Consider the following 24,685-nt stretch of genomic DNA (forward strand, 5'->3'; position numbering starts at 1 on the left):
TTATCCTTCCCTAACCGAAGTTTAAATTTTAATAAGCTTCGATGTTACTCAGCGCTGTAACCATGAGGGTTTGCTGCCTGCCAACGCCAAGTATCCCGTACCATATCGTCTAGGTTACGTTGCGCCTGCCAGCCCAACTCATCGAATGCCAAGGTGGGATCTGCCCAAAAAGCAGCCAAGTCGCCCTGACGTCTTTGCGACACGTCGTAAGGTATTTCTTTTCCGGAGACTTCTTGAAAGGTATTTACCATTGCTAATACTGAAACCGCTTGCCCGGTACCTAAGTTATAAGCGTAAGATCCACTACTACCTAGATGCTCTAAAGCTTTAACATGGCCTTCTGCCAGATCCATCACATGCACGTAATCCCGCTCACAAGTACCGTCCCGGGTAGGGTAATCACTGCCAAATATCCCTAAACGACCCCGCCGGCCAACCGCTACCTGGGCGATAAATGGCAACAGGTTATTAGGAATTCCACGCGGATCCTCCCCCATTAAACCGCTTTCATGAGCACCGATGGGATTAAAATAGCGCAGCAATGCCACGGACCAGCGCGAGTCAGCAGCGCAAAGATCCTCAAGCACTCGCTCAACCATCGCTTTCGATGCGCCGTAAGGGCTAGCCGGCCAACCCCGGGGCATTTGCTCACGGTACGGTACGGGTGCGTCGGGGCCATATACAGTTGCAGAAGAGCTGAACACAAGACGAAAAATAGCCGCCGCTTGCATGGCTTGGCACAGCGTTAACGAGCCGTTCACATTGGTGTCGTAATAAGCTAGCGGCTCGGCAACACTTTCAGCGACAGCTTTCAGTCCCGCAAAATGAATCACCGCATGGATATCGTGCTTACTGAAAAGCCTATCCAGGCAGTTGCGGTCGCGAACATCGCCTTCGATAAAGGTCAAGGATCGGCCAACCAAGAGCTCAACACGGCGCAATGCCTCTTGTGAAGCATTGACGAGGCTATCCAACACCACAACCTCATAACCCGCTTCGAGAAGCGCCAACGAGGTGTGCGAACCAATATATCCCGCCCCCCCCGTCACTAAAATCTTGCGTTGCTGTAAGTCAGTATCCGGCATTTATGTTCACCACCGACGTAAAGGGTTTGCCCTGCTGAAAAGCTTGCAGATTATCGACGAACACTGCCAACGCCCGCTCTAGATAGTGCGGTGTGGTTCCAGAGACATGCGGCGTAATCAACACATCCTCGCGCTTCCACAAAAGAGATTCCGGCGGTAGCGGTTGCTGTTCAAATACATCCAGAGCGGCGCCCTTGAGTAGCCCAGTATCCAGCGCCCTCAGCACCGCATCCCCTTTCACTACACCGCCGCGGGAAATATCGATCAGCACTGCGCCTGGCTTTAGGTGACTTAAGAATTCGTCGTCGACCAGGGCGCGGGTATCCTTTGTGAGCGGTAGGCAGCACACTAAAAAATCCGTGCCGCTCAGCTCATTACCAATCCCCTTCAGTGACAACACACGGTCTACCTGCCCCACCTGCCGCATATTCCTTAGCGTGCCGACCACCGTCATTTCGAATGCCTTGGCGCGCTGAGCTAGACTTTGGCCGATGTGACCTAAACCTAGCACTGTCAATTGTTTGCCAGTCAGTTCATCAAGCCAGCTGCGTTGCCACAGTGCTTGCTTAGACTGGTTATGAAAGCGACCAAACTGTTTGGTGAAGTAAAGCATGGCACCGATGGCGTATTCGCTCATGGGAGCGCCGTGCACGCCACTGCTCTTGGTCATCAGCGCCTGTGTCTTGTCGAAGTCCATCTCCCAAATCTTCTCTACGCCGGCGGAAAGAAAGTGAATCCAGCGGTAGCCATCAAGTCGTGCTAGCGCTTCGGGCAGCCATGGCAACGTTGGGGCGATGACGACATCGATCTGCGCATGCATCGGGACTGCTTCGACTCTGTCGGCAAAAAGGAGCTCCACGTCCTGCAGTGCTAATTGTAAGGTTCGGGTGACCAGCGCTTGCTGCTGAGCAAGCACTTCGGTTTTCTGAAGATAGAGCACCCGACGGATAGGCTCAGGAGATAGCGACACTATGCTTCTTCCATGGGCTGCCCAATCGATAAGCACAGTCAGCAAGTTGCCGCTGGTTGGTCAGTAATGTTGTCTCGTCAGCGCTACACCAATGCGATTCGGCTTGGCGCAATTTGGCGATCTCGGACGGGAAGTCGAGTATCTTAAGCAAGTCAGCCGATGTTGCGGCACCAGAGTGAAAAGCCCGCGACAGAATGACCCACTGCGATCCTAAGCGAACATGCTCGCCAAGCACCGTTTCAGCGGGCAGTTCGCCCTGCCCTATACGCGCAACACCGCCAACGCCCCATGTCACGCCTGCCTGATTGAGCACTGCTGCAGCAGGATCTAATAATCGAGCTGCCATGATTTCAAATAAGAAGTTAAGACCCATGCTTAAGGAGAGATCGTTAAGGCCTATGTGTACTTCGTCACGCCCAGGCGTCAGTAAGCCTAGCCAATCGGGTAGCCGTACCAGTGCGGCTGCCGTTTCAGCAAGGAACGTCACCGGGACACGACCATTAACCATATCCATGAACTCCCCCACCTCGGCTCTCGATGAAAACATCGGGAGCATCAGTCGTTGAGCACTATGAGCGATAGCTGCATCGATTTCCTGACGGGTCGAGGTATGGAGGGGGTTGAGCCGCACCATTAATTCGGCTTGCTTGAGTACGTTGGCAACAGCGGCGATCTCCTCTAGTGAGTGCGCCGCCTTGTGAGTATCCAGATGTCCCTGACGCTCGGCCTTGCCGATTACCTCCTGGTCCATGAAGATTCGTGTCACACCGTGCTGCTCAATGAATGATGCTACATCCGGGCTTGCAGTGATCATCATAAAGTTAAGCTTGCTCATCGCATCGCCTCCTCAACATCACTGTCACGTGGAGGCTTGCCATTCAGGCGATCACGGTACGTACGCCAGTTCAGCCCTGCTTCACCGTAAATTCCGCTACCTGTCAGCACTATCTTCACCGTCAGCAGTAGAATTCTGAGATCAAACGCCAGATTCTGTTTATCAACATATTCAGCGTCGTGGGCCAGTTGCTGCAGCCAGCCAAGGCTACGTCGTCCTCTTACTTGGGCAAGCCCGGTTAAGCCTGGCCGAACGCTAAAGCGCTTTTTGTAGCCTGGCGGTACCACCTCAATCTGCTCCATAAGCACTGGGCGTGGGCCAACCACACTCATATCGCCTTTAAATACATTGATCAACTGGGGTAATTCATCAAGGCTAGTAGCACGTATGAAGCGCCCGGCATCAGTAATACGCGGATCGTGACCAGCACTTACCACCGGCTCTTGATGCTGGTCGATGGCTTCAGGCTCACGATGCTGCATGGTACGAAACTTAAAGATTTTGAAGGGCCGCTCCTGCCACCCGGCACGCTGCTGCATGAAAAACACCGGGCCCTTGCTATCTAGCTTGATCCAGACCGCTACCAATAGCAGCAGCGGCGACAACACGATTAAACCTACGCCGCTGGCAACGAAATCGAAAGTTCGCTTGATACCTTGCATCATGCCAACTCCATCGCCTCGAGAATCACTTTATTCACTTTGCGAACGTCGTAATGACGCTCAACCAAAGCCCTCGATGCCTCAGCCATTTTTGGCACCAGTGTCGGTTGCTCGATAAAGCGGCGCATCGCGTCAAGTAGAGGCTCACTGGCGCGTGGCTCCACTAAAAAACCATTCACGCCATCTTCCACTGTTTCCCGACATCCCGGCGCATCGCTGGTAATAATCGGTCTTTGCATACTCATTGCTTCAAGCACAGAGCGTGGCGTCCCCTCACGATAAGACGGCAGCACAAACACCGAACACTGCGCTATCCATGGACGAACATCCGTGACACCGCCAATAAATTCCACGCTCCCTTCCTGCTTCCAACGCAGCAAATCATCGACAGAACAAGAGTGAGGTAAACTAGGATCGTGCGGACCTACTGCAATAAAACGCGCTGTGGGGTGCTCAGCACGCAGTTGTCCTGCGGCTTCGCAAAACTCTGAGACTCCTTTTTCGGTCAACAGCCGCCCTATAAAAAGGAATGTCAGACCATCCTCAGGTAGCGGTGCGGCAGCAAAGCGTTGCACATCTACTCCTGACCCAAAGGTGCGCACAGCCTTGCTAGCGTTGCGCAGAATCCCGCACTCGGTGAACTCCAGAAGATCATCGGGATTCTGAAAGAAGACTCTATGATTACAGGCAAGGCCGACACGGTAGAGCAGCGATACGACCTTTTGCAGCCGACGATTTTTGGGGCTATCCGTAGTGAACACATGACCCAGCCCGGTAATCATCGAGTAGATACGTGGTACACCGGCGGCCTTAGCGGCAAGGCTGCCATACACTACGGGCTTGATGGTATAACCAAATGTGGCTTTAGGTTTTAGCCGCCGAATCAAACGGTAAAGTGACCACAACGTCTTGAGATCGTGTAACGGGTTGATACCGGTACGCCCCATCTCGATTGGGAATATCTCAATGCCAAGCTCCTCAACCTCTGGGAGATAGTCTGCGGTTGGCACTGCCGCCGCCACAACCAGGCCTCGCGCCTGCATATCCTTTATCAGATCCCCACGATTGGCTATCAGGGAGCGCGCATTCCCTGCGATGATTAATAGATCCATGAATCAATGCCTTTTCAATCGGACTGACAATTGATTGAAAGATGAAGCGGCAAGCAGCGTACAGATTGCCAAGAATTTCGTCCGGTGCCGAATGGCTGTACCGAAATTAGTTACGCCAATAGCAAAAACAAATATTAAAGCGCCTGCCATGAACATCAGCGCTAGGCATTCTTCCTTGCGTTTGACATTGTGCCAGCCCTTATAAAGTCGCCAAGCAAGAAACAGATACATGGCAGATGCTGATACTCCTAGCAATTGACGCGGGCTGCGCAAATCCCAGGGAAATGGTGAGAAGGTGAAGTAGGCGACTCGCATCGGAATCAGCCAGGGTTGTGTATATGGATTGCCCTGTGCAACAAATCCAGGATAAGCCGATCCACCTCTACCTTCCCTCTGAAAGCGAGATTCAATCAGATCTGTTACCCCTTCTTCACTATCACCACCAATAGTAATTCCCTTTGCGAGACTTATACCGCCACTACCGGCCACAATGAGAATTGCCACAGTAAAAAGCGCAATAGCTGATAAAAACTTACTCGCCACTTGTCGCGTCGTTGCGCCACCCTTGATTGAAGCAACAAGCGTTTTGGTAGAGAAATAGCCTAAATATAAGGCAATACCGACCATCGCACCTATCCAACCCGGATGAATCATAAGTGCTGTAGCAAACATGGGAAACGCAACTAAAATCCAGATAGTACCTTTACCTGACACCCACTTTAAAAAGAAATAAACGCCAAGCAAAAAAACCACAATCGAAAGTTCTTCGCGCAACGCTATTACTGAGTTGAATGCGGCAAACGGAAAAAGGGCCATTATATAAGAACTGATTATGGCTGGTTTCCTTCCCCATAAGCGGTACGCCATAATACCAGTGAGAAAAATTATTATAAGACCTGCTAAAAAATTCAATACCAGCAATACGAAGTGATTATAGCCAAATATTTTTAAAAAAACGGCGCCAATGGTGCTATATACATAAGAAGCTTTGTAATTAAAAGTATCAAACAATCTATTCCATTCAAACAGTGACCATTCATAAGCAGTTCTTGTAAACACAATGGCATCACCCGTAGCACCTGGCGGGGCGAATATTCCGTAGTAGTCAAGAAACATCAACAGTGACCGAAAAGCAAACCCAAAAAAGAGCGGCCATAACAGCCATCGATGCTTTAATGATACTATCAAGCAAAAAACGATCGACAGTGTAAACATTACAATAACAAAAAGCGCCGATATCATATAAATCTCATTTAATGAGTATTAATTAGGGCGTCAAAACTTCTGTGTATAAAGCAATGTGCTTATCGGTAGCAGTTTGTATCAAATAGTCACTTGAGTAGATAAGTGCATTTTGGGAAAACAAATTAAGCAGGCTATCGTTTGTTAGCATTTTGTTTAGTGCTTGGGCATAAGACTCTTCATCCAGCAAGTCGACAACAATTCCATTACATGCTTTATGCACTATTTCAGCGCAACCACCGACATTGGTCACGATCACCGGAAGTCCACTCAAGGTAGCCTCTATCTGCGCAATAGGAAGGCCCTCCCAGGCAGACGACATGACAAAAACATCGGCGTCAAAAAGTAATTCATCTACATTACTGACGTTACCCAAGAACTTAATATTGGTTGATACCCCTTTCTCTAGTGCTAGCTGTTCCAGGCTCTTGCGCAATGCACCCTCACCAGCAATCTTCAACTGATAACGGTGGCTATCCAACAGAGCTAGCGATGATATAAGAAGTGCTAGGTTCTTTTGATCAGATAATCGCCCAATACTTATTAATTTTATGACGTTTCCCCGCGCATGGTCGCTCTCCCTTAATCTTTTCTTTATACGCGTTGGCGTAACGCCATTATCAATTCTTACCACTTTTCTGCGAGACACCCCTTCGAGGAGTTTTTTACAAGCCAGACAAATACCTATGTATCTAGAAACCTTTAAATCCAACAATTTATATAATAGTGAATGGGCACCGAGGCGAATATTGTGGTGTGTATAAACGATTTTGGCATTTTTTACGAAAAGGGAAAAAATAGCAGCATAATACAAGTGGCAATGTACAATGTCTGGTGAAAATGTTGATGCTACTTCTTTCATCTTACCAATACCCAGCCACGGTTTTTTACGTGCTTCAGCACCTATAAAATCATATTTAATGCCCTGCGCTTTAATTTCCTTCAAAAACTGCGTTTCAAAATCGCCGTCTCTCCCTGCCTCAGACGCTCTATCTAAAAAAAGAATGAACACTTCATGTCCAGATTTAATCATCTCTACTGAAAGATCTCTGACATATATTTCAGCGCCACCGGCTGCTGCTGAAGAAATAACGTGAAGAATTTTCATAAATCAATATTTATCAAAACAGTAGTCGAACCGTTTTACATCATCACAATAAAGAGACCTTACCAGTTCAACCATATCGTCGTTAACATAATCATTACGAAAATCGGATCGATTTGAGGTTATGTTTTCATGGCCTACGTTAATCACTTTATCTAACTTATATTCAACATATTTTATATCGACAGATAAATCTTCCACCTTCCCCAGATAATCGGTTAAAAGGCAGCCTTGGTTATCAACAACAAACTTACTTTGTGGTTGAAAGATAAAATCTATCTTATCCATATTCTGCTTAGCAAGCCATTCAAAAAGAAACCGCTCAAAACTATCAAACTGTGGAATTTGATATTGTTCGGGTCGATACATACCCATACTATTGGTCTTACCGACTTTAGCAAAACGGTAAGCCGATAAAACACGATCCCATGGGTTTCTAACAAAAGAGAATACAAACGCTTTTACAAACAGTTTTGGAAAGAGTGACTGTATCTCACTAGCAGTATAATGACCTAATGTTCGACCATAAATGGCCTTATTTAAACTAGTACCCGCAGCTTTAGGTATATGTATATATATACAATTATTGCTTTTCCAGTACGGATAACGTCTGAACAAGTTCAACTTATGCTTGACGTTTTTACTGTTCATTGATCTTCCTTGAAACCAGTTGAGCATACTGTGACGTCACAAATGGAATAGTAAATTTCTCAAGATGATTCTTGAGTTCGTCACTCATTACCCTGACACTGGCGTGATTGGATAAAACGTATCTACCCTCGGGGTAAAGGTGCGCAATGGCTTCAGCCATTTGTTGATAACTTCCGATATCAACGAGACTACCAAAGCGACCATCATCGAGTATTTCTCTGGGCCCACTAGGGCAATTTGTCGAAATCACATCCACTCCGCTCCCTAGCGCTTCGATCAATGCATTAGGAAGCCCTTCCCAACGAGATGCAAAAAGAAACAAATGATAATATTTTATTTTCTTTTCTATATCCGGGTCGAAGGATTTAAGATGAATACGATCAGTAAGGTCTCGACGGACTATTTCTTTTTGTAGCTCATCGTACAGATCGCCTTCACCGTATATATCAAGCTCAATATCGATTTCTAGATCATTAACTGCATGATCAATAGCCCGTATTAGCATGTGTTGATCTTTAGCTTTGGTTAATCTTCCTATATTGATCGCTTTAATTCGATTTTCCTCCACACTACCTGTGCTTTTTACGCATGGAAAAGTGTGGGGAAGCTCTTCAAAGACGGGGTTATATATACAGTGAACTTTATCTTCACTGAAATGATAGTAATTGCACAGCGAGGCGCCAGAATCTTTTGAATTTACTAGTATCAGAGGAGCAGTCCTGCACGATAATCCATGCAGATAGGAAAGTAGCCTTATCAATGGGGTTTTTCTCAAATTACGATATTTTTCCGAAACGTCTATTCTGACATTGGGTACGCGCAAGCATTTATAAGGCCAAGCTAGCGCATAAGCTACATAAGTAATTATATTAGGGATATCAGTAAAAGAAAGAATAACATCAGGGCGTTCTTTTTTAATAAACTGTTTTAAAGACCATATCCTCAATAATGAATTACCGGCAGCGAGTCTATTAAGCTTAACATTGGCATCAAACTTATACTCTCGTCCCTGTTTTACATGCCAATAAATATAACTAACATCATAACCTGTGCTGGCGAAAGCATTTGATAGTTTTACAGCCACTTTTTCGGCTCCGCCACCACCAAATGATGAACAAATAAATGCTACCTTCATAAGGATTTTTTCCTTAAAAAAGCACTAAATTTCGCAAAATTTTGTGGAGTAATAAGTTTTATTAACTGCTTAATTCCAGTTCTATCAAGACATCCAAAATAAATTACTTTCAACTCTGAGAGGGAGAAGATACCAGTCCTCTTCCTTGCTGCTAACCAAGAAATATTTTTCCTATTTGAAAGTTTTTTTAAAGAAACATTCACACTTGCTTTTGGGTGACTAGCTATGTATCGCATAGATGTTTGATGCACAGGGTGCTGAGTTTCTACGCTAGCCTTACCATAAATAACTCCACTGTTATCCAATACATAACATGACGTCACAATAGGAGATACCACTATTGAATTACAGTTGAGTAACAGCCTAAGCCAAAGGTCGCTATCACCCCCTCGCTTACACTCCCCAGCTGGAAACCCACCGGCAGAAATAAAAAGTTCTCTTTCGATGACTACCGCGTTTGTGTGAAATATATCTTTTTGAGAAAATCTTTCCAACGCTATATCATATTCAATTTTCTCTTCCTGTGGATGAAAAAATCCACTCTTTTTGCTTTTGAAAATTTTCTCTCTAGATAAGCTATAAAAACTCACGCGATGATACTTATTAATCAATTCGTATGCTGTCTGAAGATGGTTTGGATACCAAACATCATCCGCGTCGAGAAATGTAATCCATTGATGCTTAGCTTTATCGACTCCCAGGTTTCTAGCTGCATAGCCTCCAGGCCCAGGAGTTCCTCTACTAAGTATTGTCACCTTTTCTGACTCATAGGGTTTAATTAACTCAGTGCTTCCGTCACTGGAACAATCATCGATCAGAATTAATTCGAACTCACTAAATGTTTGAGCCAGCACTGAGTCAATAGCTGCTACCACGTATTCTTTTTTATTATGCACTGGCATTATTACTGAAAACATAGTTTTCCCCCGCTAAATTTTACACTTAACGAAAGCTTATACTTTAATTTTAATATTTTTAAAAATTAAGACCTTCTACATGTTGCCAGAGATAAAGTAAGGCTAGGCCAATCTATCAACTTATGACAAAAAAATAAATTTACAGTACATAGGGATATCCTAAAATTATACAATTTCAATCAATAATATTATGGTACATGCCAATAAGAAGATTGTTTTGATGTTCTTTATTATAATCCTGCTCAACCTTGGCTCTCCCTGCTTGCCCTAGTTTAGACCAAGATTCCGGTCGCTCAGCGAGATAAGCGATTTTTTGGGCTAATGCGCTAACATCCCGCTCAGGGACAAGATATCCTGAGACACCATCATCCACTAATTCAGGAATACCGCTATGCAATGTCGACAAAACAGGCATTCCTGAAGCCATAGCCTCCATAAGCGAGACAGGAATTCCTTCTTGATCACCATTACTGGCTTTAATACTAGGCAATATAAAAACATCTGCATCAGCGAGTAGTTTTTGTACTTCACCATGAGGCAGTGCACCATGGAGTTTTACACAGTCAGAAATTTCAAGTGAGGTGACTAAGCACCCAATTTCTTCAGATAAAGGACCTTCACCAATTATATCATAATCAAACTTAATATTAGGGTGCTCTTTTTTCACCTGCGCCACAGCCTGAATCGCGTAGGAAAGTCCTTTTTTTTCTACAAATCTTGCAGTTGTAATTATTTTCAAAGGTCTGGAACTCGCAACACGTTCTCGATAACTGAACTGACTAACATCAATACCAACTCGATGCACAAAAACTCGAGATTCAGGTGCCCCTATATCTAATAATTTTTTTTTCCAAAACTCACTTACTGGTAGAATCAAATCAGCTTCTTCAAAAACAGGCCTATAAATATTTTTAGAGGTAGTATTCTGTAAAGCGGCAGATACATCATGACCATGAAAAGTTACTACTAGTTTTTTTGCAAACCCGAGCCTTTTTAAATAAGCGCCAAACACTCCATTATGTCCAAAGTGGCAGTGTAGGATATCAACGGGTTGAATAGTCAGAGCTGTATTATAAATGTAAGGCAGGTTCAGATTTACTGAACTTTTCCCAAAACGCATTATGTTCATACTTTTCAGATAATTTAAATTACCACTAGCCAGATGGTGAATAGTTTGACTTAAAATTCCTTTGATGCGGTTTATTTTATTTAAGGGTGCCTGATAGTACCATACTCGCGATTTTAACGGCTCCTGGTAGTATCCAAGACTTTCCCATGCAGCTTCCATTCCCCTATGTGCAAGAACATTTACATCGTAATCATTATCCAGTAGTCCAGTTACATGCTGCATGACAAAAGTTTGAGAAGTCATTGGAAACATACTAGACATTACGCATACACGCATTTTTATCACTTTTTATTTGGGTAGTTGATGTCAATTGTTATGTTAAACATGTTTTTCTGGTTAATCGCAGATGATGATAAAACAATAAAGTATTGACATAAGAAACTATAAACCCATATCAGTTTTATTAACGATTAAACCATTATCGATAGATATCAAAAAAGAGCTATATATTGCTGCTTTTATTTTTCACTCTATCAACACCGTAAAGGAATTTTCTTATTTTATTAACTAATTGACGGGGTAAAAAGGCCGCTACCAATGCCACTATAGTATTTCGAGAGGTGGGGGCATGGAAGAAAGCTTTTAACGCGAGACGCCGTGCAGTTTTTATATCATTCCAATGAGATGTCATGTGACGGTTTGCACTTTGGGTAAGGAACAAGTGAGCTACGCCTTCTCTTCTCATCTGTACTTGATGCTTCAAATAAAACTGATCTCGTGCTTCAAGGTTAGCCTGAATATTTAGTGATCGTCTAGCATCAGTATCAGTCGAAACAGTCCTAATATCGTGATATCTGACAAGAGGTTCCTCAATAAAATCGAAACTATAGAACCTGGATATTCGCAACCAATAATCGTAGTCTTCAACTGCAGGTAGTGTTTCATCAAAAAACCCAACACTCCTTATAATATTTTTTCTTATCATAGCGCTGCTTGCTCCAGCATGTAAAAGGTTTTTAACCAGCATATGTGGATAAATATTTCCTCGATAACTAGCTAAAAACAAATCCTTTATTTCACCGTCACATATGGTTTCAACACCCGTGTATACAACACCAATGTCTGAGGATGATTTTTGAAACAACGCAACTTGCTTAGCGATCTTTTCTGGATACCATTCGTCATCATCATCAAGAAAAGCTACAAATGACGCCTGTGCTTCTCTAAGACCTCGGTTACGCGCCTCAGCGACACCCCGGTTTTCCTTTTGCCTAATATATTTAATTCGAAAATCATTATATTCTTTAATGACTGAGTAAGGGTCATCGCGTGAACAATCATCTATGACGAGAATCTCAATATCTTTGAAAGTTTGTGCAACAACACTATCTAAAGCACGATGTAGCAAATGCGCTCTGTTATAAACAGGGATAATGACACTTACCGTGGGTAGTTTAACTTTTAGGACAGAAGCCAAAGCAGATGAGCCCGCTTGTTCTTTAGTCACGGACTCATTGAGCCAATCGACTCTTTCTGAAAAATTATCAGGTGTAGGCTTTGTTCCCCTTATGCCTTTTGAATAACGTGTCCACCACCTAGTGCTTTTTAAAAAAAAAGATTTTAAATAAAATAATTGGTATGCCCTTTGTTTCGAATTGGCATCACTATGAATTTTTTTATCAACTTTATTAGCATCATTGGCAACAACTCGGTACGCTCGACTCAACGAATCTTGATACTTTTTCTGTATATCAAACTCGTCTAGCATACGGGCAATCTTATCTAAAACGTATATACGCCCTTTTAACCCTTCCAAGGTTTTGCCTTTTCCACTCAAAGACTCTTGACCGGATGGAAGTTTTCGATAATACGCAGTACCTTTATTAGTTTCAATAAAACGAATACCCTGTGCTAATGCACGCATTATTATATCGCCGTCTTGATTTATGGTGGCTTCTTCGTCCCATCCTCCTATCTTAGTGAAAGCTTCTCTGGACCATAGAATAGAACTAGGGGGGTAATACCATCCGGTTAGCCAAGCACTAAGCGCATCTTGGCCTGGCCAACGCAAAGCACACGATGGGGGTTTTGCTAACCAACTTGCATCAATTTTTTCGAGTCGAAGCCAGGGGCAAGCAGCGACACCATTTTGTTCTAACATCAGTGCATCTGATAAAGCTTCTAGTGTATCTGGCCCGATAACATCATCTGCATCCATGAACATCAGTGCATCACCTATACTAACTGACGCTCCTAAATTACGTGATTTAGGGGCACTCCTAAATACCTCTGAATACACTCTAATTTTGTCAGAATTTTCGCCTGATAACTGACGAGCAATTGTTATACTTTCATCATCTGAATCATCATCAATAATAATAATTTCTACAGGAGGCAAGCTTTGTTTTAGTAGAGAGGTTACAGCTTCGGCTAGGTATTTTTCAGCGTTATGGCATGGTATTATTACCGAAATGGAAGGCATGTCATGCTCCAGAAACTTAATTATCACTAGCGATATGGCGCATTAACTTCTTCGCATTTTACTTAGTTAGTATTTTAGATTATGGAATTTTTATAAGTGAGATGTAAGAAGTCAGCTGCATTGCAATCCTGAGGTACCGATAATCCAATAAAATAAAGTATATGGAAGCCATCTATACCATGGCCCTTATCATCATAGCAGCTCTAACATGGCTCATGTGCAGAGCAAGTATTTCATACATAGCCCATAACGATGAGCCAGTAATTCTATCCTTTGTAATAGTTAATCTATCCTCGCTTCATGCATGCTCTGCCATTCGCCTGAAAATTTCGTTGCGTGCAGCCAACTCGTCATGGCTGCCCTGGTCTATAACTTTGCCATCGGCTAACAAGTAAATACTGTCGCATTGTTTTACAGTAGCCAGGCGATGCGCAATCATGATGATGGTCTTCTTTCCGGCGAAATTATGAATAGCATCCATCACTAGTTTTTCGGTAATGCCGTCCAATGAGCTTGTTGCTTCATCGAACACCAGCACGTCAGCATCATCGTAAAGCGCACGGGCAATGCCGATGCGCTGACGCTGCCCCCCGGAGAGCTGAATGCCGCGCTCTCCCACACCCGTTTCCAACCCATTCGGTAACCTCTCCAGAAATTCATCCAAGAGGGCCATCTTGGCTGCGTGTTTTACGCGTTCATCATCGATTTCTTCTGGCGGTAAGCCAAAAGCGATGTTTTCCCGAATGCTAGCATCCGACAGAAAAATGCTCTGTGGCACAAAGCCTACATTATTCTGCCAAGCGCGCAGCTCCTTACCACTTAGCGGCTCGCCGTCTACCTTCAACGAGCCAGATTGCGGTGTAATTAGGCCTAATAGGATGTCGATGGCAGTAGACTTTCCTGATCCGGTGGACCCTACCAATCCGATCACGTGATTTACTGGTACCTCTAGCGTCATGCCACTCAGCGCTTTCTCCGCTGTACCGGGGTAGCTAAAATGGATGTTATCCAGGGTGATGACTTGCTTGGGCGAGAGCTTACCTGCTTTGTCGGCATGTTGGGCTTGTGTAACGTGCTGACTAGCCACCAAGTCCTCCTCTAATATATCAAAGGAAGCGATGTTGCCTTTTATAGTCGCCAGACTGGCGTAGATCTGCTGGAAGGCTGGCAGCAATTTGAAACCCGCCAGAGCGTACATAGAGAGAATCGGCAGAATGTTACCCAAGTTACCCTCGTAGGCGGTTAGCAGGTAGAGTACCAATAAAATCACCGCACCAAAGGCCAACAGTTCCATGCCGTATCGTGGCACCTGGGAAAGAGCGCTTGTAACGCCTTTCGCCCTAGCAAACTTTCGGTTGGTTATTTCAAAACGCCGATTGAAATCTGCCTGACGGCCGAGCAATAGCGTATCTTTGATGCCACCAAAACCTTCATTCATTAGTTTGAAGCGAACTCTGCTAGTGGCGGAAATAGTTTTGCCATTGCGTACCAGTCGCTTACGCACCGTATGGAAAAGCACCCAATACGCCGTGCCGAAAAGCATCACACCGGCCATCGCCACTAATGGATTGAATATAAAGATCGCTGTCGTCATTACCAACGCAAGCGTCCCCTTGGCATTCATCTTCATTAACGGTTGGATGACACTACCGGTAACGCGCAAAGCTTCCTGGGAAATTTTGTTGATCAGTTGGCTGCTGCTACCACTGGCATGGAAAAGCCATGGCTGCTGCATATAATGCTGGAAAAGGCGGATAGATAGCTCCGCGCCGACTTGCTCAGCATAGAGCGCCAGCCGCCAGGTAACGTAAATAGAGATCGCAGCGGCACTTGCCAGGGCTATAATTACCGTGACCCCCAGCCAAAAAATAAACTGCCGAGGGCTTTCCACTCCACTGGCCTGATAGAGCTGCGCAAGTGTGCCGTCACCCTCCAGGCGGCCAATATCGCCTACCACCGCCATGAAGGGGCCAATCGCTGCAACGCCCGCCACTTCGGCAAAGGCCATTAGCACCACGAGCACTTGCATGCCGAGAAGCTTCTTACGCTGCTCTCTAGCAAGCAATTTCCAAAGCCGCCTTACACGTTTAAACATACAAACCTATCGTCAACTTTTTAGTAAAAAGAAAAGGTGCGCAACCTGCATTTCACAAGCTAGTAATTATGCGGTTCTGATAACCGTGATACTGGTGATTACACCGACTTGATATCGCGCCCCACAGAGTAGTAGGTAAAGCCTTGCTTACGCATGCGTGCTGGCTGGAACATATTGCGCCCGTCAAAGAGTGTAGGCTGGCTGAGATGAGACTTGATGAGGTCAAAGTCAGGGGCGCGGAAGCTCTGCCATTCAGTCAGGATGGCTAGTGCATCGGCCCCCTTCAATGCGGCTTCTTTTGTGCCACAAAGTGTTAGGTCGTCACGCGTACCATAGATACGCTGCGCTTCTTCCATCGCTTCAGGATCGTATGCCTGCACGTTAGCACCCGCTTGCCATAGCGCTTCCATCAACACGCGGCTAGGCGCTTCACGCATGTCATCGGTGTTGGGTTTAAATGACAGCCCCCACAGAGCAAAAGTTTTGCCTGCAAGCTGCCCGTCGAAGTGTCGATTCATCTTCGTGAATAGTGTGGTCTTCTGTTCCTGGTTCCGAGCTTCAACAGCCTTGAGCACCTTGGCGTCAAAATCGATGTCGCTAGCTGTGCGGATCAGCGCCTGAACATCTTTAGGAAAACACGATCCGCCATAGCCCACCCCAGGGTAGATGAAATGATAACCAACACGTGGGTCGGAGCCGATGCCTTGACGGACCATCTCGATATCGGCGCCAAGCAGCTCGGCGAGATTTGCCATTTCGTTCATGAAGCTGATCTTGGTCGCCAGCATACAGTTGGCCGCATATTTGGTGAGCTCTGCACTTCTCACGTCCATGACGATTACCTTGTCGTGGTTACGATTGAAGGGCGCGTACAGCTCTCGCATCACCTCTATTGTGGCCTCATTCTCCGTACCGATGATAATCCGATCAGGTTTCTGACAGTCGGCAACCGCACTACCCTCCTTAAGGAACTCCGGGTTAGAGACCACATTAAAGTACAGGTCTTTGCAATTGCGCTTTTCCAATACTTCGGTCACCTTGGCACTGACTTTGTCGGCAGTGCCTACTGGGACAGTGGACTTGTTGATGATGATCTGGTCACGCTCCATGTGCTCCGCAATCGTCCCTGCCACTGCCAAGACGTACTGCAGGTCAGCAGAACCATCCTCGTCCGGCGGCGTTCCGACAGCAATCAACTGAACTTGACCATGCTTTACGCCTGCTCTCGCATCAGTGGTGAACTCTAACCGACCTGCTGCGTAGTTCTCTCGTACCAGTGATTCAAGACCAGGCTCATAAATAGGGATGTTCCCCTGGTTTAACCGCTCGACTCTCTCAGCGTCCACATCCACGCATATGACGTGATGCCCCACATCAGCCAAGATGGCACCTTGTACCAAGCCTACGTACCCTGTTCCAAACACAGTAACGTTCATGCCATGCCTTTCCTATTCCTTGTCATACCACCGAGCGGATACAGTGCTCGGTCGCAATGCGATCACACCTGATAATAATCGCGGTACCAAGCAACAAAGTTTGCAACACCCTCTTCCACCGGCGTGGCGGGTTGGTAATCGACTGCCTTTTTCAGCTCCTTGCTATCGGCATAGGTGTCTGGAACATCACCTGGCTGCAATGGTAGTAAATCTTGCTTGGCCGTTTTACCTAATGCTTTCTCAAGCGCTTCTATATAAGCGCTTAGCTTCACCGGATTATTATTACCAATGTTGTAAAGACGGTAGGGCGCATTACTGGTGGCAGGATCAGGATCATCACTGCTCCACTCTGCATTAGCTTCTGCTACTTGATCGCTGGCGCGAATCAAACCTTCGACGATATCGTCGACATACGTAAAATCACGGGTATGGCTGCCGTGGTTGAATACCTGGATCGGCTCATCCGTTAAGATATTTTTTGTGAATTTAAACAGCGCCATATCCGGACGTCCCCAAGGACCATATACCGTAAAGAAACGAAGCCCGGTTGTAGGTAGATTAAATAGATGGCTATAACTATGTGCCATCATTTCATTGGCTTTTTTAGTAGCGGCATAAAACTGAAGAGGGTGATTAGCACCATCATGTTCAGAGAATGGCATGTGTGTATTGGCACCATAAACAGAGCTGGTGCTCGCATACGTTAAATGGGGTGTTTTAGCGTAGCGGCAGGCTTCCAGCACGTTGGTGAATGCAATAATGTTGCTTTCCACATAGCTATGCGGATTTTCGATAGAGTAGCGAACTCCCGCTTGCGCCGCCAAGTGAATAACACGGTCAAACGTATGCTTTTCAAAGCACTCTTTTACTGCCGCTTGATCCGCTAAGTTGTTACGAATGAAATGAAAAGGTGTGCCTGTTTTTTGCGAGAGGCTACGTAGTTGCTCAAGCCGACATTCCTTGATGTTTATATCGTAATAATCATTAACATTATCAAAACCGACGACCTCGTCGCCTCTTTCTAATAAACGAGTGACCGTGTGAAAGCCAATAAAGCCTGCCGCGCCAGTTGTAAGAATCTTCATGCTTAACGTCCTTTAAACGTCTGGCTAGTCTACTGATATTTGTAGGTACCGTATCCGTAATAACCTGACGCGCCTCTTGAGGATATCTTAACGCCGTTCAAAATCGCACCCTGTATCTCTATGCCGCTGCCTTCTAACCGTTTCTTGGCCATTTGTATTTCACGAACTGAGTTCTGATCGAATCTAGTTACTAGCAGTGTAGTGCCACAATGCTTACCTGCTACACAGGCATCGGTTACAGCGAGTACCGGCGGAGTATCAACAATGACCATGTCGTACATAGTGCTTAAATCTTCTAACACTAGTTCAAAACCTGTCCGCATTAGAAGTTCAGAAGGGTTATTAGCGGCGACACCGCGAGTAATGACATCATATTGAGGTATACCCGTTGACTTAATAATATCTTCAAGTGTTAGTTCGTCACTAAGCAACTCAACCAGCCCGCCGGTGCTAGTTTGGCCAAAAGCATGATGCAAATTACCTTTGCGAAGATCGGCATCAATAATCAGCACTTTTTTACCTGCCATGGCCGAAATGGCACCTAAATTGATACTAATAAAACTTTTACCTACACCAGGACTGGGTCCAGTTAGCATAATGCGATTATTGCGCCCATCCATCATTGTAAAATGTAAACTAGTACGTAAACCACGTAATGACTCAAGGGATAGATCCATGGGATCTTTCTGTGCAAGTACACCGCTCACCACACTTTTTGAAGATTTTTGGCCTCGCCGTTTCAGCTCTCGGTTGAGTTTGCGCTGTGCTGAAGACTGCGGCACCGTGGCATAGACGGTTAGGCCCGCGCTTTCAATTTGTTCTGGTGACTCAATGCCCCGCTTCAGCAACTCCTTCAGTACGATATAACCGATAATCAGAAGTATGCCTAAAATGGTGTAGAGTAAAAAAATTCGCACTACATTAGGAGCAACTTGTCCATTAAGCACAGCACTATCAATGATTCGAATATTGCCGATAGTACCTGCACGGGCCACTTCTAGCTCTTGCACTTTGTTTAAAATATTAACGTATATCGCTTGAGTCACCTCTACATCCCGGGTGCGCCTCAGTACTTCTTGCTGGGCGGCAGGCAGTTCGTTAACCCTGGCATTGAGTTCTTGTAAGTCCCTTTCAATCTGACGCCGCTGACGTAGTAGCGCCTGATAATTGGGGTGGCTAGATGTGAAACGCTGGGCTAGCTCAGCTTCCTGGAACTCTAACTCGTCAAGGCGCGTATCCAGCTCTATATAACGCTGGATAGCTGCCTGAGCCTCGCTGCTGAGGTCTACACTGTCCAAATTGGCACGGTAATCGTTAAGATTTTGCTCCGCTAAATCGAGCTGCTCCCGCAGTTCAGGGGCCTGTCTTTGCAGAAATTGTAAGCTTTGCTGTGCCTGCTCAGACTGGCGTTCGATATTCTGGGTTAAGAAAGTCTGCGCTACGGCGTCCAGGCTTCGGGTAATTTCATTAGGATCGTCGCCAAACATCATTAAGCGGATCATACCGGTTGTCGTACCCGCTCCGCCCACTTCAGCTACTTGCAGACGGCTTGCAATGCCACCAATTGCCGACGTCCTGTGCTGTCGTGTCAACACGTACTGCGCGCCTTCAGTTGCATCAAAGCTTTCAATGGTGAGCTCAAGCTCACCATCTAAGAAAACCTCAGGTTGACCAATGGTGCCCGTTTCTCCACGGCTATCACCCTGCATTATGTAGTAGGTGTCGCTAGGCCCACGCTCTACCACAAAGCTCCGACCCCTGCTGCTGTCCTGGGTGTTAAAACGAGCTACGTTAATGCTTTCGTTACCCCATATATGCGGATAACCATTCATAAAGTCAGGGCGAGGTATGCCTTGACGTAATACAAAATTACCAATCAAAGGTAATTCAACGGGTGAAATGATGAGATCACTGCCCACTCGATCGACTACTTGGCCAAGCACCATTCGAGACTGCAGGATCTGTAGCTCTGCCGACGTATTGAACTCTTCTGATCCTACCCCTGTGACATTATCAACGTTGCCAAACGGGCTTACAGTACTGCGTCGTTCAACTTGCACCAGTGCATCAGCACGATAAATAGGCGTTGCCAGCATGCCATGCACAATACCTATAAAAGCGAACAAGGCGGTGACGCCAATAATTAGCCACTTTTTGCGAAAAAGCGCGCCAAACAATCGGCTGAGATCTATCGTTTCTTCAGGAGGGCTATTCTGTGCTGCATCTGGCATTGGCTCTATCGCTACACGCTTGGGTACACACCTTATGGGGTGTATGAAAATGGATAAATAAAAAAAGCTCTAAATTACTTACCACACGCTTGTACTACCGGTGTTTTTAAGCTTTTCTCGCCAGGTGATACTTGCAGATTTTATTGCCTCATAAACAAACTGGCAGACCTCATCACTCCGTTGATAAGGGTCTGGAATATCTCGTTCATTGATTGGCTTATCAGTTCGCCACATACCAAACAATAACGTTTTCCCCAACATCTCTGGCCACGAGCGGGCTATCAGCTGTCTTTGCTTGGCACTCATTACCAGCACAAGATCAGCTTCAGCAAGTAATTGACGATCCACTTGTCGCGCCTGGTGCTGGCTAAGGTCGTAACCATCTGCTTTAGCAAGCGCCGCCATTCGCTGTTCTGCGCCCCCTTTCCCCGCACCTAGGCCTGCCGACACTACTTCGATGTCGCCCCCCCCCTGCTGCAACATGGCTGCAGCAACCGGGCTTCTACAAATATTGCCGGTACACACCACAAGGATACGTTTTGTCATATTAAAGAAGGTCGTTTAAACCATCACTGCTATTACCCAAATCACCTGGCAAGTTAATTGAAGGTAAAAGAAGACTCACTACACGGTTCCAGCGGGCTATCGGAGCGGTGGTTACATAGACCACATCTTTCGGCTCTAACTGAAAATTGCTTGCCATTGCAAAGGCAATTGCATTGCTAATATCTAGCTGATAGACAGTCGCAAGTTTTGCAGCGCCAGGCTCATTACGACGTAGCACAAAGATACCGGAAGGCTCAGCGGTTTGTTCATTGATACCCCCCGCACGCGATAAGGCATCGGTTAGTGATAGGCGCTCACGATTCATACGTAAATTACCGGGCGAACGCACTTGGCCCAACATAGCCACACCTTGATTGTCGGCACTAGGCACATGCAAAAGATCGCCATCACGTAACAAACGATTTTGACGTTGATCCCCTTCGCTTAGCAGGGAAAAGAGAGACAGACGCTCCTCTGTGCCATCGCGGAACAAAAGCATTTCATGCCAAAAAGCGTTCTCTGTCGGCCCGCCTACTTCATTCACAGCATCGAGTATCGTAAGTGGCACATTTGTTACTGGCACCGATCCAGGCGAAGCAACTGCCCCAGTGACATGGAAGCGCTTAGAATTAAATGCAGCTATAAATACGTCTATCTGCGGTTCCGTTAAGAAGCTTGAAAGACCCCGTGTGAGTTGAAGGCGAATCTCTTCTGTGGTTTTCCCCGCGACATTCACCCGTCCTATGAAGGGATAAAAAATAGTGCCATCTGAACGCACTATGTTGCCAGCCTCGACAGCGCTACGCTCGCCACCTGTGGGAATGGTCAGCTCTGGGTGGTCGTAAACCACAATACTGAGTACATCGCCTGCTCCCACTGTATATTCATAATCTGCAAGCTCGGCACGCAGCTCTTCAGTAACCGGATGAACCCGCCTCTCCTGGGATTCCTGCGCCCATACTAATTCTGGCGTGATAGGCAGAATATCAACTATCTGGGTTAGATCTGGCGGTTCTGGAGCCTCGTAATTAATATGGCCGCCCGGCGATAAAGAACAGCCAGCTATTAGCAAGGCAATCGAAGCCACAACTAGAAAACGAACAATAATTAGCTTTCTCATGACAACGATTACCTAAGCGGATTTGAATAAAAAACGCTGCCTGATCTTAGTCCTAGGCTCAGCACTCGGCCTGTTTTATCTTGTATTGCTAACTTTAGCTATGTCCTGAAATTTTTAGACACGCTACCGCCCCGAGATACTAAGGGCGCATCTCGAAGCCGGATAATCTAATATCTATTTTTCAGTGTAAGTTAATCCACGCTAAAAAATAGCCGCAGCAAGCTTCAAATAAGGCAAAGCTTTTACAAAATTACTTATTCAGGACTACATTTTTCATCAACTAAGCACTAATGCAATCTGTTATTGTTAATAGTTATGGCTGAACACTACTCGTTAGTATCATCTTATTCATTAACGTTGACTTGTCCCCACCACAGTCTGGCTAACACTGCTTGTTACACTGTAGTCAGCGGTGCTTTCAGAACGGAAAGGAGTAGGCGATTTTGTTACGACATGAGGGATGCCACCAGCGGCCAACCATAAATGATCCACAATCCCTGACTGCGGTTGGTAAGCTGCAGGTGCATCAATGAGGATTTCACGTATTTTAATAGCATTCTGACTCTTGCAAGCAGCTTCTAAATGAGTCAGTAAAGGCTCAAGCTCGATCCAAGGCAAACAGTCTTCTGAAGCCGTCATTATTCTAGGATGCCGCGTTTTCTTTGCACTGCCCGTTGCTAGCAATTCTTCATATAACTTTTCGCCTGGGCGCAACCCAGTAAAGCAAATAGTAATTTCACCTTTTTTATCAACTGGTTCTTCTATTTTCCCATCGCCAGCTTTTTTTCCATCACCAGAAGCGGAAACAAAGCGATAGCTCAATCCCGACAGTTTCACCATGCTCGTTGCAAGCTCTACAATCTTAACGGGCTTGCCCATATCCAGAACAAATACATCGCCTCCAGTCGCCATACCACTAGCTTGAATCACAAGCTGGGCAGCTTCAGGAATGGTCATGAAGTAACGGGTAATATCTGGGTGTGTAACGGTGATCGGGCCGCCTTTCTCAATTTGTTTTAGAAAAAGAGGAACGACTGAACCTGATGAACCCAACACGTTGCCAAAACGTACCATTGAAAAACGTGTAATAGTTTGTTCAGCAGCATATGCCTGGCAAACTAACTCTGCTATGCGCTTACTAGCACCCATTACATTCGTTGGCCGTACTGCTTTATCTGTAGAGACCAACACAAACGATTCCACGCCTTCTTTAACCGCTGCCTTAGCAACTTCCATAGTACCAAAGACGTTATTTAAAACCCCCTCGGCGGGATTAAACTCAACCAACGGGACATGCTTGTACGCTGCAGCATGATAAATAGTATCGATTTCAAACGTACGAATTAGACGGGAAATAACATCGCCATTACGCACAGAGGCAAGCGCTGGCTTAATATCAACATCAAGATTTTCGCACTCAATTAAACGCGCAAGGTCTTGATCGATCCGATACAACGAGTATTCAGATGAATCGACGATAATTAACCGCTTTGGGAGCAAGCGAATAATTTGACGACATAGTTCGCTACCAATTGAACCTCCAGCGCCAGTCACCATGACCGATTTATGCGTAATGTTAGCACCCATTAATGTCGGATCCGGGGGCACAGGGTCACGACCTAATAGATCCTCAATACGAACATCGTGCAGCTCATTAAATTTTGCTTTACCCGAAACAATGTCATCCATATCAGGAATTGTTTGTACCGGTATCGATAAAGGCCCAATAGACTTAATAATCTCTTGACGCCTTGCCCTCGTCGCTTCTGGAATAGCCAACAAAAACTTTTCCACCCCGAAATATTCGATTAATTTTGGGGTCGATGCTGGGCTGTAAACTCTTAAACCCTGCACAAAAGTACCTTGAAGCAGAGGGTCATAATCGACAAAGCCGATAGGTTCGTAATCGCGTCCATTGCGAAGAGAAACTACCAGCTGATGCCCAGCCGCACCGGCGCCATAAATGAGCACACGGGTTTTTTGTAGCTGCTGCCCACGCTGATACATTAGCCGCAATGCCAAACGTACGCCGCCAATGGTAATAAATGCCAACATTGTATAAATGAAAGGGACAGACCTTGGCACTGGCAGGTTCAGTACCATGCTGACAATGTATAGCGTTAATGCCGAACACAAGACACCTGCTGACAGCGCTTGCAGAGCTGTAACGCCCATATAGCGCACGATGGAGCGATAAAAACCTAAGCGCATAAAAATAAACAAGCTGACAGGAATCATGACGGGTAGAGCAAGCCATACCGAATCATCAGACAAAAAAGTTAACGAACCTAACCTCAAGAGCATTGCCAGCAAAAAGCTAACAACGATCAAAAAGGTATCGACGAAGAGCTGGATCACCTGCTTTCTACGTCTTGTCAGCCCAAAAAGCTTTTTAATGGCAAACATTTAGCTGCTTCCCTGTATTGGCCACCTATAACTTGCCAACACCTAAAAGACTAAAATTGAAAAACCCGTCTGACTCTTCTACCAACCCCCAGTTGCAGCTGGCCCAAAGCTATATCCGTAAAGCTTAAATTGCCTCAACTTATTGAGAACAAAACTAATAATTTCTACTGCATGTTTAACGCCAACGATTCCTTTCATTCCACCTTTGCGGTTTCGACATTTTTTGTTGCTTGTTCAAGTCAACTAGAACACTACTTCACAGTTCCTTACATTAATAACCCTGTAAAGCGTGAACATACTTAAGGTAAATAATCGTGGAGTATCAAAAAATCCAACCCTTTCCTGGAAAAACTGTATTTTGAGCATATTTAATGAAGTTAATCATGCGTCAGATTAATTTAAACAACCTAAAAGCATAATTAAATTTCTACACCCCTAAGCTACACTTCGTAACATTTAGGGCGATATTTCTATAACAACAAGGTAGGCTGCTTGCTTAAG

Annotated in this window: 19 protein-coding genes; all 19 read right to left on the reverse strand. The window is 45.5% G+C overall.

From position 1 onward, the window contains the following. Positions 1 to 44: 44 nt before the first annotated feature. Entirely contained in the window at positions 45 to 1,085 is a 1,041-nt protein-coding gene (galE, locus tag QHL1GM_RS11865) for a UDP-glucose 4-epimerase GalE (protein WP_071694663.1), read from the reverse strand. Next, positions 1,072 to 2,055, reverse strand: a complete 984-nt coding sequence (locus tag QHL1GM_RS11870; RefSeq protein WP_217648544.1) for a D-2-hydroxyacid dehydrogenase — start codon at positions 2,053 to 2,055, stop codon at positions 1,072 to 1,074. The genes galE and QHL1GM_RS11870 overlap by 14 nt, the downstream gene beginning before the upstream one ends. Continuing rightward, positions 2,039 to 2,890, reverse strand: a complete 852-nt coding sequence (locus QHL1GM_RS11875; protein ID WP_083571027.1) for an aldolase/citrate lyase family protein — start codon at positions 2,888 to 2,890, stop codon at positions 2,039 to 2,041. Before QHL1GM_RS11875 ends, QHL1GM_RS11870 begins: the two co-directional genes overlap by 17 nt. Continuing rightward, a complete protein-coding gene (locus QHL1GM_RS11880) occupies positions 2,887 to 3,555 on the reverse strand; it encodes a sugar transferase (protein ID WP_071694664.1) in 669 nt (222 codons plus the stop codon). The genes QHL1GM_RS11875 and QHL1GM_RS11880 overlap by 4 nt, the downstream gene beginning before the upstream one ends. Beyond that, positions 3,552 to 4,664, reverse strand: coding sequence for a glycosyltransferase family 4 protein (locus QHL1GM_RS11885; protein ID WP_071694665.1), 1,113 nt, complete (start codon positions 4,662 to 4,664; stop codon positions 3,552 to 3,554). The genes QHL1GM_RS11880 and QHL1GM_RS11885 overlap by 4 nt, the downstream gene beginning before the upstream one ends. A gap of 3 nt (positions 4,665 to 4,667) precedes the next feature. Then, positions 4,668 to 5,780: a glycosyltransferase family 39 protein gene (locus QHL1GM_RS11890; RefSeq protein WP_175540378.1), complete on the reverse strand. Its 1,113-nt coding sequence runs from the start codon at positions 5,778 to 5,780 to the stop codon at positions 4,668 to 4,670. 151 nt (positions 5,781 to 5,931) lie between these two features. After that, positions 5,932 to 7,014 (reverse strand): glycosyltransferase, encoded by a 1,083-nt coding sequence (locus QHL1GM_RS11895; RefSeq protein WP_071694667.1) that lies wholly within the window; start codon positions 7,012 to 7,014, stop codon positions 5,932 to 5,934. 3 nt (positions 7,015 to 7,017) lie between these two features. Further along, entirely contained in the window at positions 7,018 to 7,662 is a 645-nt protein-coding gene (locus QHL1GM_RS11900) for a sulfotransferase family 2 domain-containing protein (protein ID WP_071694668.1), read from the reverse strand. Continuing rightward, positions 7,652 to 8,797 carry a glycosyltransferase gene (locus tag QHL1GM_RS11905; protein WP_071694669.1) on the reverse strand — a complete coding sequence of 382 codons (1,146 nt, stop codon included), beginning with the start codon at positions 8,795 to 8,797 and terminating at the stop codon, positions 7,652 to 7,654. The genes QHL1GM_RS11900 and QHL1GM_RS11905 overlap by 11 nt, the downstream gene beginning before the upstream one ends. Next, entirely contained in the window at positions 8,794 to 9,714 is a 921-nt protein-coding gene (locus QHL1GM_RS11910) for a glycosyltransferase family A protein (RefSeq protein ID WP_071694670.1), read from the reverse strand. The genes QHL1GM_RS11905 and QHL1GM_RS11910 overlap by 4 nt, the downstream gene beginning before the upstream one ends. Before the next feature lie 175 nt (positions 9,715 to 9,889). After that, the gene (locus tag QHL1GM_RS11915; protein WP_175540379.1) at positions 9,890 to 11,086 is read right to left on the reverse strand and encodes a glycosyltransferase; all 1,197 of its coding nucleotides are present in this window, start codon (positions 11,084 to 11,086) and stop codon (positions 9,890 to 9,892) included. Between the two features lie 199 nt (positions 11,087 to 11,285). Further along, positions 11,286 to 13,265, reverse strand: coding sequence for a glycosyltransferase (locus QHL1GM_RS11920; RefSeq protein WP_071694672.1), 1,980 nt, complete (start codon positions 13,263 to 13,265; stop codon positions 11,286 to 11,288). A 298-nt stretch (positions 13,266 to 13,563) separates the two neighbouring features. Next, positions 13,564 to 15,360, reverse strand: coding sequence for an ABC transporter ATP-binding protein (locus QHL1GM_RS11925; protein ID WP_071694673.1), 1,797 nt, complete (start codon positions 15,358 to 15,360; stop codon positions 13,564 to 13,566). Positions 15,361 to 15,458: 98 nt separating this feature from the next. After that, the gene (locus tag QHL1GM_RS11930) at positions 15,459 to 16,796 is read right to left on the reverse strand and encodes a UDP-glucose/GDP-mannose dehydrogenase family protein (protein WP_071694674.1); all 1,338 of its coding nucleotides are present in this window, start codon (positions 16,794 to 16,796) and stop codon (positions 15,459 to 15,461) included. 62 nt (positions 16,797 to 16,858) lie between these two features. Next, a complete protein-coding gene (locus tag QHL1GM_RS11935; RefSeq protein WP_071694675.1) occupies positions 16,859 to 17,881 on the reverse strand; it encodes an NAD-dependent epimerase in 1,023 nt (340 codons plus the stop codon). A gap of 29 nt (positions 17,882 to 17,910) precedes the next feature. Continuing rightward, positions 17,911 to 20,112, reverse strand: coding sequence for a polysaccharide biosynthesis tyrosine autokinase (locus QHL1GM_RS11940; RefSeq protein ID WP_071694676.1), 2,202 nt, complete (start codon positions 20,110 to 20,112; stop codon positions 17,911 to 17,913). A 78-nt stretch (positions 20,113 to 20,190) separates the two neighbouring features. Continuing rightward, positions 20,191 to 20,658 (reverse strand): low molecular weight protein-tyrosine-phosphatase, encoded by a 468-nt coding sequence (locus tag QHL1GM_RS11945; RefSeq protein ID WP_071694677.1) that lies wholly within the window; start codon positions 20,656 to 20,658, stop codon positions 20,191 to 20,193. A 1-nt stretch (position 20,659) separates the two neighbouring features. Then, the gene (locus QHL1GM_RS11950; protein WP_071694678.1) at positions 20,660 to 21,778 is read right to left on the reverse strand and encodes a polysaccharide export protein; all 1,119 of its coding nucleotides are present in this window, start codon (positions 21,776 to 21,778) and stop codon (positions 20,660 to 20,662) included. 351 nt (positions 21,779 to 22,129) lie between these two features. Further along, on the reverse strand, positions 22,130 to 24,184 hold the full coding sequence (locus tag QHL1GM_RS11955; RefSeq protein WP_071694679.1) for a nucleoside-diphosphate sugar epimerase/dehydratase: 2,055 nt from the start codon (positions 24,182 to 24,184) through the stop codon (positions 22,130 to 22,132). Positions 24,185 to 24,685: the final 501 nt, after the last annotated feature.

It is taken from the genome of Halomonas sp. QHL1 (assembly GCF_001882345.1).
GTDB lineage: Bacteria > Pseudomonadota > Gammaproteobacteria > Pseudomonadales > Halomonadaceae > Vreelandella.

Bases quoted from the DNA above. Each gene is read 5' to 3' on its own strand.
- galE (WP_071694663.1), bottom strand. From the start codon at position 1,085: ATGCCGGATACTGACTTACAGCAACGCAAGATTTTAGTGACGGGGGGG.
- QHL1GM_RS11875 (WP_083571027.1), bottom strand. From the start codon at position 2,890: ATGAGCAAGCTTAACTTTATGATGATCACTGCAAGCCCGGATGTAGCA.
- QHL1GM_RS11880 (WP_071694664.1), bottom strand. From the start codon at position 3,555: ATGATGCAAGGTATCAAGCGAACTTTCGATTTCGTTGCCAGCGGCGTA.
- QHL1GM_RS11885 (WP_071694665.1), bottom strand. From the start codon at position 4,664: ATGGATCTATTAATCATCGCAGGGAATGCGCGCTCCCTGATAGCCAAT.
- QHL1GM_RS11890 (WP_175540378.1), bottom strand. From the start codon at position 5,780: ATGTTTCTTGACTACTACGGAATATTCGCCCCGCCAGGTGCTACGGGT.
- QHL1GM_RS11895 (WP_071694667.1), bottom strand. From the start codon at position 7,014: ATGAAAATTCTTCACGTTATTTCTTCAGCAGCAGCCGGTGGCGCTGAA.
- QHL1GM_RS11900 (WP_071694668.1), bottom strand. From the start codon at position 7,662: ATGAACAGTAAAAACGTCAAGCATAAGTTGAACTTGTTCAGACGTTAT.
- QHL1GM_RS11905 (WP_071694669.1), bottom strand. From the start codon at position 8,797: ATGAAGGTAGCATTTATTTGTTCATCATTTGGTGGTGGCGGAGCCGAA.
- QHL1GM_RS11910 (WP_071694670.1), bottom strand. From the start codon at position 9,714: ATGTTTTCAGTAATAATGCCAGTGCATAATAAAAAAGAATACGTGGTA.
- QHL1GM_RS11915 (WP_175540379.1), bottom strand. From the start codon at position 11,086: ATGACTTCTCAAACTTTTGTCATGCAGCATGTAACTGGACTACTGGAT.
- QHL1GM_RS11920 (WP_071694672.1), bottom strand. From the start codon at position 13,265: ATGCCTTCCATTTCGGTAATAATACCATGCCATAACGCTGAAAAATAC.
- QHL1GM_RS11925 (WP_071694673.1), bottom strand. From the start codon at position 15,360: ATGTTTAAACGTGTAAGGCGGCTTTGGAAATTGCTTGCTAGAGAGCAG.
- QHL1GM_RS11930 (WP_071694674.1), bottom strand. From the start codon at position 16,796: ATGAACGTTACTGTGTTTGGAACAGGGTACGTAGGCTTGGTACAAGGT.
- QHL1GM_RS11935 (WP_071694675.1), bottom strand. From the start codon at position 17,881: ATGAAGATTCTTACAACTGGCGCGGCAGGCTTTATTGGCTTTCACACG.
- QHL1GM_RS11940 (WP_071694676.1), bottom strand. From the start codon at position 20,112: ATGCCAGATGCAGCACAGAATAGCCCTCCTGAAGAAACGATAGATCTC.
- QHL1GM_RS11945 (WP_071694677.1), bottom strand. From the start codon at position 20,658: ATGACAAAACGTATCCTTGTGGTGTGTACCGGCAATATTTGTAGAAGC.
- QHL1GM_RS11950 (WP_071694678.1), bottom strand. From the start codon at position 21,778: ATGAGAAAGCTAATTATTGTTCGTTTTCTAGTTGTGGCTTCGATTGCC.
- QHL1GM_RS11955 (WP_071694679.1), bottom strand. From the start codon at position 24,184: ATGTTTGCCATTAAAAAGCTTTTTGGGCTGACAAGACGTAGAAAGCAG.